Annotated in this window: 11 protein-coding genes; 5 read left to right on the plus strand and 6 right to left on the minus strand. The window is 66.8% G+C overall.

Annotated elements, in window-relative coordinates; translation table 11 throughout:
- Together Q0996_RS09850 and cobT are read right to left on the minus strand one after the other, a co-directional pair.
- Positions 1 to 836: histidine kinase dimerization/phospho-acceptor domain-containing protein (locus tag Q0996_RS09850; RefSeq protein WP_299618349.1), on the minus strand; the 836-nt coding region annotated here is incomplete at its 3' end.
- A gap of 100 nt (positions 837 to 936) precedes the next feature.
- On the minus strand, positions 937 to 1,974 hold the full coding sequence (gene cobT, locus Q0996_RS09855) for a nicotinate-nucleotide--dimethylbenzimidazole phosphoribosyltransferase (protein ID WP_299618352.1): 1,038 nt from the start codon (positions 1,972 to 1,974) through the stop codon (positions 937 to 939).
- A 160-nt stretch (positions 1,975 to 2,134) separates the two neighbouring features.
- Between cobT and cobS the strand changes: the two genes are divergently transcribed.
- From cobS to Q0996_RS09875, 4 genes are all read left to right on the plus strand, one after another.
- The gene (cobS, locus tag Q0996_RS09860; RefSeq protein ID WP_299618354.1) at positions 2,135 to 2,950 is read left to right on the plus strand and encodes an adenosylcobinamide-GDP ribazoletransferase; all 816 of its coding nucleotides are present in this window, start codon (positions 2,135 to 2,137) and stop codon (positions 2,948 to 2,950) included.
- A 28-nt stretch (positions 2,951 to 2,978) separates the two neighbouring features.
- A complete protein-coding gene (locus Q0996_RS09865; RefSeq protein WP_299618357.1) occupies positions 2,979 to 3,623 on the plus strand; it encodes a histidine phosphatase family protein in 645 nt (214 codons plus the stop codon).
- Between the two features lie 91 nt (positions 3,624 to 3,714).
- Entirely contained in the window at positions 3,715 to 4,398 is a 684-nt protein-coding gene (locus Q0996_RS09870; protein ID WP_299618360.1) for a lipid-binding SYLF domain-containing protein, read from the plus strand.
- Between the two features lie 332 nt (positions 4,399 to 4,730).
- Complete coding sequence (locus tag Q0996_RS09875; RefSeq protein WP_299618363.1) at positions 4,731 to 5,384, plus strand: SCO family protein; 654 nt, start codon at positions 4,731 to 4,733, stop codon at positions 5,382 to 5,384.
- 9 nt (positions 5,385 to 5,393) lie between these two features.
- Here the strand turns inward: Q0996_RS09875 and Q0996_RS09880 are convergent, their stop codons facing one another.
- The 4 genes from Q0996_RS09880 to ugpB form a co-directional block, all read right to left on the minus strand.
- Entirely contained in the window at positions 5,394 to 6,479 is a 1,086-nt protein-coding gene (locus tag Q0996_RS09880; protein WP_299618366.1) for a sn-glycerol-3-phosphate import ATP-binding protein UgpC, read from the minus strand.
- 15 nt (positions 6,480 to 6,494) lie between these two features.
- On the minus strand, positions 6,495 to 7,343 hold the full coding sequence (gene ugpE, locus Q0996_RS09885) for a sn-glycerol-3-phosphate ABC transporter permease UgpE (protein WP_299618369.1): 849 nt from the start codon (positions 7,341 to 7,343) through the stop codon (positions 6,495 to 6,497).
- Positions 7,344 to 7,356: 13 nt separating this feature from the next.
- A complete protein-coding gene (gene ugpA / locus Q0996_RS09890) occupies positions 7,357 to 8,241 on the minus strand; it encodes a sn-glycerol-3-phosphate ABC transporter permease UgpA (RefSeq protein WP_299618372.1) in 885 nt (294 codons plus the stop codon).
- A gap of 74 nt (positions 8,242 to 8,315) precedes the next feature.
- On the minus strand, positions 8,316 to 9,638 hold the full coding sequence (ugpB, locus tag Q0996_RS09895; RefSeq protein ID WP_299618374.1) for a sn-glycerol-3-phosphate ABC transporter substrate-binding protein UgpB: 1,323 nt from the start codon (positions 9,636 to 9,638) through the stop codon (positions 8,316 to 8,318).
- Positions 9,639 to 10,018: 380 nt separating this feature from the next.
- On the opposite strand from ugpB, the gene Q0996_RS09900 reads away from it, so the two are divergent.
- A partial coding sequence (locus Q0996_RS09900) for a helix-turn-helix domain-containing protein (RefSeq protein WP_299618376.1) occupies positions 10,019 to 10,380 on the plus strand: 362 nt, incomplete at its 3' end.

Here is a 10,380-nt window from a genome sequence, read left to right on the forward strand (position 1 = left end):
GGCGAGCCGTCGTCCCAGGCCGGGCGCTCGGCCAGGCCGGAGAGAATGGAGCGGCAGCGCAGCGATTCGGCATGCAGCAGTTCGACATCCTCGCGCAGCGGCGAGTCCGTCGAGAGTTCGCGCTGCAGTTCCCGCGCCACTACGGCGATGGTCGCCAAGGGCGTGCCGAGTTCATGGGCGGTCGCCGCCGCCAGGCCGCCCAGGGCAGAGAGCTGCTGCTCGCGGGCCAGCGCCAGCCGCGTCGCCTCCAGCGCCTGGGACATGCGCCTGTTCTCCTGCGCCACCGAAGAGATGTAGGAGGCGATGAAGACCACGGCGATCACCAGGGCGGTCCAGACGCCGGAGATATAGACCGGCGACAGCAGCAGGCCGCCGCCCGGCCAGGGCAGGGGCAGATGCCAGAACGCCAGGAGCGAAACCAGCGCAAGCGCCAGGGCCGAGATGATCAGAGTGCTGCGGCGGGACAGAGCCCAACCGGAAACCACGACCGGCGCCAGGATCAGGATCGCGAAGGGGTTCTGCAGCCCGCCGGTGAGGCCCAGCAGCACGGCAAGCTGAATCACATCGAAGCAGAGGTGCAGCAATGCTTCGCGGTCGCTGACCCAGGTCGCGCTGGGCCGGGCGATGGACAAAAGGACGTTCAGGGCGCCCGCCACCGCGATCACCGCCATGGCCGGCACAAAGACGATGGGATAGCCGAGGCCGAAGAAAACCACCGAAAGGGTGATGGCCTGGCCCGCCAGAGCGATCCAGCGGATCACCACCAGGGTACGCAGGCGCAACCGCCCCTTGGGCGCCGGCGCCGCCTCCGGAGACAGGGGGACGGTCTCGCTCATGGCCCCCAATCTGGCCATATCGCCGGGAAAGGCAAGGCCGGAGCGGCTCGCGGGATTCAGGGCGCTTTCGGCTTGCGTCGAACGGTTCCGGGCTGTCAGTTCATCCTGGCTCGTCGCTGCGCCCGGAAACGCCGGCCTCGTCGAAGGTGGCCATGCCGTTGTGGCAGGCCACCGCCGCCTTCAGCAGCAAGACCGCCACCATGGCGCCGGATGCCTCGCCGAGACGCATGCCCAGATCGACCAGCGCCTCCTTGCCGATATGGCCCAGCAGGCGCCTGTGGCCGGGCTCGGCGGAGACGTGAGAGACCAGACAGTGATCGATGGCCCCGGGTTCCAGCGCCTGCAGGACCGCGGCGGCCGCGGTGCAGGCATAGCCGTCCAGCAGGACCGGCGTCCGGGCCATGCGCGCCGCGATGATCGCTCCGCCGATGGCCGCCAGTTCGCGCCCGCCGAGGCGGCGCAGAACCTCCAGGGGATCGTTCAGCGCCTCGCGGTGCAGGGCCACCGCCTGATCGACCAACCCGGCCTTTGCCGCCATACGCTCGGCATCGATGCCAGTGCCCGGGCCGACCCAGTCGGCCGCCGGGCCGCCGTAGAGCCCGCAGCAGAGCGCCGCCGCCGCCGTGGTGTTGCCGATACCCATCTCACCCAGGGCCAGCACGTCGATGCCGCTCTCCACAGCCATCATGCCGTAGGCCATGGCCTTGGCGCAGTCCTCCTCGCTCATGGCCGCTTCTTCGGACATGTCGCCGGTGGGCTCGTCGAGGGCCATCTCGTAGACCCGCAGATCGGCGTTGGCGAGGCTGCAGAGCTGGTTGACCGCCGCCCCGCCGTCGATGAAGTTCTGCACCATCTGCACCGTCACCTCGGCCGGATAGGCGGAAACGCCTTTGCGGGCGATGCCGTGATTGCCGGCGAAGACCGCGGCGTAGGGCCGCTCGGCCGAGGGCGGGTGGCGGCCCTGCCAGGCCGCGAGCCAAACCGCCAGATCCTCGAGTTGGCCGAGGGAGCCGGCGGGCTTGGTAAGCTGCGCCTGCCGGGCCCGCGCCGCCGCTGCCGCCTCCTCGTCCCGGGCCGGCAAGGCGCGCATCAGTTCACGGATTTCGTCGAAGCGGACGATGGCCTCCGCAGCTTTCATCTCAAGATCCTCCAACCACTCAATCCCGGCCAGTCCGGCCGTACCCATGGTTTCACGCGCAAATCGATGGCCCGTAACACAATGGCAGGGTTAGCCCACTGCGGCGAACTGTCATATAACCGGCGCCGAAGAACCATCGAAATCGCGACAGAACACCCCGATGCCCTTGCCGTCCCGCGAAGTCTCAGCGTTTGTCTCGCCGCGCGCCTGGCTGTGCGACCTGTGGCTCGCCCTGGCGCTGCTGACCCGGCTGCCGGTCGGTGCGCCGACGACACCCCCGAAGGCCGCGGAGCCGATGCCCTACGCCCGGGCGAGCCGCTGCTATCCGCTGGTCGGGGCGCTGGTCGGCCTCATCGCCGCTGCAGTCCTGCTGGCGGCCTACAGGGTCGGCCTGCCGCCGATTCTCTGTGCCTTGCTGGCCGTCGCCACGACAGTTCTGGTCACCGGTGCGCTGCACGAGGACGGACTGGCCGACCTGGCCGACGGTTTCGGCGGCGGGCGTGACCGGACCGCCAAGCTCGCCATCATGCGCGACAGCCGCATCGGCAGCTATGGGGTGCTGGCCCTGATCTTCTCCGTCGCCCTGCGCAGCGCCAGCCTCGCCGCGCTGGGCGAGACGCCGTCGCTGGCAGCCGCCGCCCTGATCGCCGCACAAAGCCTGTCGCGCGGCGGATTGGCCGCCATCATGGCCTTGCTGCCCTTGGCCCGGCCGGAGGGTCTGGCGGCCCAGGTCGGCCGCCCCGGCGGCGGCAACGCCTTGACGGCGATCCTGCTGGCCGGCGTCCTCGCCCTGTTGCTGCTGGACTGGGTGGCGGCGCTCTGGGCGTTGCTCGCCTGTCTGTTGATCCAATCCGCCGTCACCGTCCTGGCGCGGCGCCAGATCGGCGGCTATACCGGCGATGTCCTAGGGGCCGCCCAGCAGCTCGGCGAGATCGCGGTGTTGCTGGTGCTGGCCACCTGCCTTGGCCGGATCTGAGTCACGCGAGGAAAGCGGAGCGCAGCCGATGACCATGACCCGCTGGTGGTGGATCCGCCATGCCCCGGTCACCGGGCAGGACGGCCGCGTCTACGGCAACCGGGACGTCGCCTGCGACTGCAGCGACACGGCGCTGTTCCGGGCGCTCGCCGGACAGCTTCCGGCCGCCGCCACCTGGGTGGTGAGCCCGCTGGATCGCACCCATAAGACCGCCGCCGCCATCGCCCGCCATCACGGGGCCCAAGCACAGCCCTTCGAGGTCGAGGCGCAGTTGATCGAACAGGACTTCGGGACCTGGCAGGGCATGACCTACGCCGAGCTGGACGCCGCGCGCGGCGATCTCTGGCACCGCTTCTGGCTGGCGCCGGCCGAAGCGACACCGCCGGGCGGCGAGAGCTTCGCAGCGGTCTGCGCGCGGGTCGCCGAAGCAGTCGCCCGCCTGAACCGGCGTCTGGCAGGCGGCGAGATCGTCTGCGTCAGCCACGGCGGCCCGATTCGCGCCGCCCTGGGCCTGGCGCTCGGCCTTCCGCCGGAAAAAGCCCTCGCCTTTGCCATCGACAACTGCAGCCTGACCCAACTGGACCATTTCGCCGAAACGCAGGCAGACGGGGAAAGCTGGCGCGTGGCGCTGGTCAACGGCCATCCCCGCCGAGCACCTGAGAAAACCGCATGACGAGCCCGCTGGATTCGCCATGTTATCGTCACATTGTGCTGGTTTCTCAGAACGTGAATTTCAGGGCATCACATTTCAGAAAGGTGGATCCATGACGGGTTCTGCGATCCTGCGCGGTCTGCGGACGGCCGCCGCATCCCTCATTCTCTTTGTCTCTTTTTATGGCACCGCCACGGCGGAAACCGATTCCGAGGCGCTGGTCACGGAGTCCCGCCTGACCGTCGACCGCCTGCTGGCGGACAAGGACTTCTTCGCGCTGGAGAACTTCATCAAGAACGCCAAGGGCGTCTACATCGTCCCGCAGTTGGTGAAGGGCGGCTTCATCATCGGCGCCGAGGGCGGCTCCGGCGTCTTCCTGGCCCGCGGCACCGACGGAAGCTGGTCGCCGCCCACCTTCTATACCCTGGCCGCCGGCTCCCTGGGCCTGCAGATCGGCGGCGAGGTGAAGGAGGTGGTCTTCGTGCTGATGAGCGACAAGGCGGTCGACGCCATGCTCACCAGCGAGTTCAAGCTGGGCGCCGATGCCAGCATCTCGGTGGGCCCGCTGGGCCGCGGGGTCGAGGCCTCCCGCAGCACCGATTTCTCCTCCGACATCTACGCCTTTTCCAAGTCCGTCGGCCTGTTCGGCGGCGGCGCCCTGGAAGGCGCCAAGATCTTCGAGCGGGAGTCCCTCAACACCCAGTACTACGGCAGCGGCGCCCGGGCCCGGGCCATTGTCATCGAACGCAAGTTCAGCAATGCCCATGCCGACCCGCTGCGCCAGACCTTGCCGTGAGGCTGCACAGCGCGACAGGCCGCCGCATTGCGGGATAGGGCGCCACCGCCTATTTAAGAGTCTGATCCGGAATGAACGGCTTGATTTCAATGGCTTGCCAATGTCGCCCCTCCCCAGGTCGTCACCCTCGGGCTTGTCCCGAGGGTCCATGGGAGGACCGGGACCCGGACTTCCATGGATTGCCGGAACAAGTCCGGCAATGACGATGGGGGAGGCCCGAGGGCAGAAAGCCTTTGACAGACAAGCCATCATTTTGGGTTGGGCTCTAAGGGTTTCGGGCCCCTTTCCGGGGGCGCCGAAGTGACGGGTTTGCGCGAGGGAGACCTGCAGGGATGTCGACGAAGCTGAGAGTTCTGCTGATTTCAGGCCTGGGCGTGCTGTTGGTCGCCGGCGGGCTCGGCCTGTGGTTCGCGCTGCAGCCGGGCAAGCCGACGCAGATCGTCTCCAGCAGCGCCAGCAGCAGCGGGACGGCCCTCATCGGCGGGCCCTTCAGCCTGACCGACCACCAAGGAACGGCGCGCAGCGAGGCGGACTTCCGGGGCCGCTACATGCTGATCTTCTTCGGCTACACCTATTGCCCGGACATCTGCCCGACCACCCTTTCCACCGTGACCCAGGGCCTGGATATCCTGGCGGAGAGCGAGGCCGCCAAGGCCGCCGCGGTGACGCCGGTCTTCGTCTCCGTCGACCCCGAACGCGATACCGTCGAAGCCCTGGCCGACTACGTCAGCCACTTCCACCCGGCCATGGTCGCCATGACGGGCAGCGACGAACAGGTGAAGCAGGTCGCCAAGGCCTATCGCGCCTTCTACAAGAAGGTGCCCACCGAGGACGGCGAGGACTATCTGGTGGACCACTCGGCGATCATCTATCTGATGGGCCCGGACGGGACCTACCTCCACCACTTCACCCACGTCACCACGGCTGAGGAAATGGCCGCCGGGCTTTCCGAACGGGTAGACCCGGCGCTGACCGCCGGAAGCTAACTCGGAAATTCAAATATCCGCGATGCGCCGGCCGCTGTCGGGATCGAAGAGGTGCAGCGCGCCGGGATCGGCGGCCAGGGGCAGGCGGTCGCCCTCGGCCAGCTTGGTGGTGCCGGGCACCCGGATGGTGAGGTTCTCGCCCTGGCCGGCGAGCACGCCGTGGGCCAGGCTGTCGGCGCCCAGCGTCTCCACCATCTGAACCTGCAGGGTAAAGGTTGCCGCGGCGTCGCCGGCGGCGTGCAGATGCTCCGGCCGGACCCCGAGCGTGACCCGGCGGCCGCCCTGGCCCTGCAGGCCGCCATTGCCCAGCTTGACCGCGGTTCCCTGTTCCACCGTCAGGCTGGTGCCGTCGGCACCGACCTCCGCGTCCAGAAAGTTCATTGCCGGGGAGCCGATGAAACCGGCGACGAAGAGGCTCGCCGGGCGTTCGTAGACGACCATGGGGGTGTCGATCTGCTCGGCATGGCCGCCGTTCATGACGATCAGGCGGTCGGCCATGGTCATGGCCTCTACCTGGTCGTGGGTGACGTAGACCGAGGTGGTGCCGAGGCGCCGCTGCAGGCGCTTGATCTCCAGGCGCATCTGCACGCGCAGCTTGGCGTCCAGGTTGGACAGCGGTTCGTCGAACAGGAAAGCCGCCGGCTGGCGCACGATGGCCCGGCCCATGGCGACGCGCTGGCGCTGGCCGCCGGAAAGCTGGCGCGGCTTGCGCTCGAGCAGCCCCTTGAGCTCCAGGATTCCGGCCGCCTCCTCGACGCGCTGGTCGATCTCCGCCTTCGGCAGCCCGGCGATCTTCAGACCGTAGGCCATGTTGGCGTAGACGGTCATGTGTGGGTAGAGGGCGTAGTTCTGGAACACCATGGCGATGTCGCGGTCCTTGGGTTCCAGGTTGTTGACCACGCGGTCGCCGATGGCGATATCGCCCTCGGTGATCTGTTCCAGCCCGGCGATCATGCGCAGCAGGGTGGACTTGCCACAGCCGGAGGGGCCGACGATGACGATGAACTCGCCGTCGCGAATGTCGACGGAGACGCCGTGGATCACCTTGGTGTCGCCGTAGCTCTTCTTGACGGCGCGGATGGAGATTTCAGCCATTGGCCAGTCCGTTCTCTATTTCTCGGTTTCCACCAGGCCCTTCACGAAGAGCCGCTGCATGGCCACGACGACGAAGACAGGCGGGATCATCGCCAGGATGGCGGTGGCCATGATGAGATGCCACAGCGGCTCGGAGTCCGGCACCGCGACCATGCGCTGAATGCCCATGACGATGGTGTAATAGGACTCGTCGGTGGTCACCAGAAGCGGCCAGAGATACTGGTTCCATCCGAAGATGAAGAGGATGACGAAGAGCGCCGCGATGTTGGTGCGCGACAGCGGCAGCAGAATGTCCCAGAAGAACCGCAGCGCCCCGGCGCCGTCGATGCGCGCCGCCTCCAAGAGTTCGTCGGGCACCGTCAGGAAGAACTGGCGGAACAGGAAGGTCGCCGTCGCCGAGGCGATCAGCGGCACCGCCAGGCCGGCATAGCTGTCCAGCATGCCGAGGTTCGCCACCACCTCGTAGGTCGGCAGGATGCGCACTTCCACCGGCAGCATCAGGGTGATGAAGATGATCCAGAAGGCGGTCACCCGGAAGGGGAAGTTGAAATAGACGATGGCGAAGGCGGAGATGATGGAGATAGCGATCTTGCCGGTGGCGATGGCCAGCGCCATGACCATGCTGTTGACCATCATCAGCAGCACCGGCGGGCTGCCGGCTGCCTCGACGCCGCCGGTCAGCGCGCTGCCGTAGTTCTCCCAGAACTGGTCGCCGGGCCAGAGCGGCAGCACGCCGGAGACCAGCCCTTCGACGGGATAGGTCGAGGCGACGAAGGCCAGCCAGATCGGAAAGGCCACCACCAGCACGCCCAGGAAGAGCACGACATGGGTGACGGCGGTGAAGATGGGACGGTTTTCGATCATCTGCCGCGGCCTCTCAGTACTCGACCTTGCGCTCGATGTAGCGGAACTGCATCACGGTCAGCGCAATGACGATGAGCATCAGGATCACCGACTGGGCAGCGGAGCCGCCGAGGTCGAGGCCGACGAAACCGTCGTTGTAGACCTTGAAGACCAGGATTGTCGTCGCCTGGGCCGGCCCCCCTGATGTCGTCGCATGGATGATGCCGAAGGTATCGAAGAAGGCGTAGACCACGTTCACCACCAGCAGGAAGAAGGTGGTCGGCGACAGCAGCGGGAAGATGATGGTCCAGAAACGCTTGACCGGGCCGGCGCCGTCGATGGCCGCCGCCTCGATCAGCGACTTGGGGATCGCCTGCATGCCGGCCAGGAAGAACAGGAAGTTGTAGCTCACCTGCTTCCAGGCGGCAGCGATGATCACCAGGATCATGGCATCGCCGCCCTTCAGGTAGTGGTTCCAGTCGTAGCCAAGACCCTGCAGGCCATAGGCGAGCACGCCGATGGAGGGGTTGAACATGAACCACCAGAGGACGCCGGCCACCGCCGGGGCCACCGCATAGGGCCAGATCAGCAGCGTCTTGTAGCCGGTGGCCCCGCGGATCACGCGGTCCGCCATGGCGGCCAGCACCAGCGCGGCCACCATCGAAAGAGCGGTCACGCCCAGGCTGAAGACGATGGTGGTCTGGAAGGAGGCCAGGTAGGCGGGATCGGCAAAGAGGTCTTCGAAGTTCTCGAACCAGACGAAGTTCGACCCCAGGCCGAATGGGTCCTGCAGCAGGACCGACTGATAGAGCGCCTGGGAGGCCGGCCAGATGAAAAAGACAAGGGTGATGACGAGCTGGGGAAGGACCAGCATGTAGGGCAGGGCGCGCCCCTGGAAAATGACCCGCTTGTGCTGCATGAGAGAACCGCGAAAGCCTCACGCGGTGGCGGCCCCTGGGCGGGCCGCCACCGGCAATGAGGGTGATACCGGTACTAGTTGACGGTCTTTTCGAACCTGCGCAGCAGCGCGTTGCCGCGGCTCACCGCATCGTCGAGGCCCTGTTGCGCCGACTTGTCGCCGGCCCAGATGGCCTCCAGTTCTTCGTTGATCACGTCACGGATCTGCACGAAGTTGCCCAGCCGCAGGCCCTTGGAGTTCTCCGTCGGCTCGTTGCCGGTCATCTGCATGATGGCGACATCGGTGCCGGGGTTCGCATCGTAGAAGCCCTGGTCCTTGGTCAGCTTGGCGGCGGCGTGGGTGATGGGCAGATAGCCGGTGAACTGATGCCAGTCCGCCTGCACCTCGGCGGAGGAGAGATAGGAGAAGAACCTGGCAACGCCCTTGTACTCCGCACTCTCGTGACCGCTCAGCACCCAGAGGGTGGCACCGCCGATGATCGAATTCTGCGGTGCGCCGGCATCGGGCCAGTAGGGCAGGGAGCCGACGCCGAACTCGAAGTCCTTGGTATTGGCCTTCACGCCCGCGTAGGCCGCCGAGGAGTTCATGTACATGCCGCATTCCTGGTTATAGAACTTCGGCGCGGAATCGGAGCGGCGGCCGCCGTAGTCGAAGATCTTTTCCTTCTGCCAGCCGGCGAGCGTGCCGACGTGCTTCACGTGCAGCGGGCTGTTGAAGGCCAGCTCGGTGTCGATCCCGCCGAAGCCGTTGGCCTTGGTCGCGAAGGGCACGTTGTGCCAGGCGCTGAAGTTCTCCAGCTGCACCCAGGACTGCCAGCCCGTGGTGAAACCGCAGGCATAGCCGGCGGCCTGCAGCTTGCGCGCGGCCGCTTCGACCTCCGGCCAGGTCTTGGGCGGCGAATTCGCGTCAAGGCCCGCCTTCGCAAAGGCGTCCTTGTTGTAATAGAGCACCGGCGTGGAGCTGTTGAACGGCATGGAGAGCATGTTGCCGTCGGTATCGGTGTAATAGCCGGTCACCGAGGAAAGGTAGGCGGCCGGATCGAAGGGCTCCCCGGCCTCTGCCATCAATTCATAGACCGGCTTGATGGCGCCCTTGGCGCCCATCATGGAGGCGGTGCCGACTTCGAAGACCTGCACGATGTGCGGCTGTTCCTTGGCGCGGAAGGCGGCGATGGCCGCGGTCATGGTCTCGGTGTAGTTGCCCTTGTAGACGGCAACCAGTCTGTAGTCGCTCTGGGAGGCATTGAAGCCTTCGGCGATCTCGGCGACCTTCTCGCCGAGCTTGCCGCCCATGGCATGCCACCAGTTGATCTCTGTGGCCGCGAGAGCGGCTGTCGGCAGGCTGCCCGCAAAGGCGGCGGCGGCTGCCACGGTAATGATATTGCGATGCAAGCGCATGTGGACTTCTCCCTGTTGATGCGACTCGGGCCCGTCGTTGATCGGCGCAGACCCTAGCGGTGCCCCGCGATGCTCTTTTGACTTATTTGTTACCGTTTTATGACGGGCCGATTGTGTGCCCATGAAGGAATTTGGGCAAGCCGATTGAGCAGGCCGCCTGCCGTCCGGGGCCTTCGGCGGGTCCCGGACACCGCTCAAGGCCAGTATTCGCGCGGGTTTACGGGCGCAGCCCCGGGCCGCAGCCGGCATCGCCGGACCGCGCGCGGCGCCAATAGGTCCTCATTCCTCTCAGGCGCGCAAGCTTCGGATAGAGCCGATCCGGCCGTCTGGCTAAAACAGCCGCCATCACGGTACTTTGCACGGGAACACGAAAGATGGATATGGAAAGGGCGAAAGAGGCGGTGAAGGCAAAGGGAAGCGCCGGAGCGTCGCAGGTCGCACTGGTGCGCAAGGCCTGCGCCATGATCGACCAGAGCGAGGGCGAGCGCATGACCCTGGCGGAGATCGCCGGTGCGCTCGACATCAGCCCCTGGCACCTGCAGCGGCTGTTCAAGCGGGTCATGGGGGTCAGCCCCCGCGATTACGGCGATGCCCGGCGCAGCGCGGCCTTTCGCCAGCAATTGAAGGACGGCGAGTCCATCGCCCAGGCCACCTACGGCGCCGGCTACGGCTCCTCCAGCCGGATCTACGAACGCGCCGAGCGGCTGCTGGGCATGACCCCGGCCTCCTACGCCAAGGGCGG

This window comes from Pelagibius sp. (assembly GCF_028289705.1).
Lineage (GTDB): Bacteria > Pseudomonadota > Alphaproteobacteria > Kiloniellales > Kiloniellaceae > Pelagibius.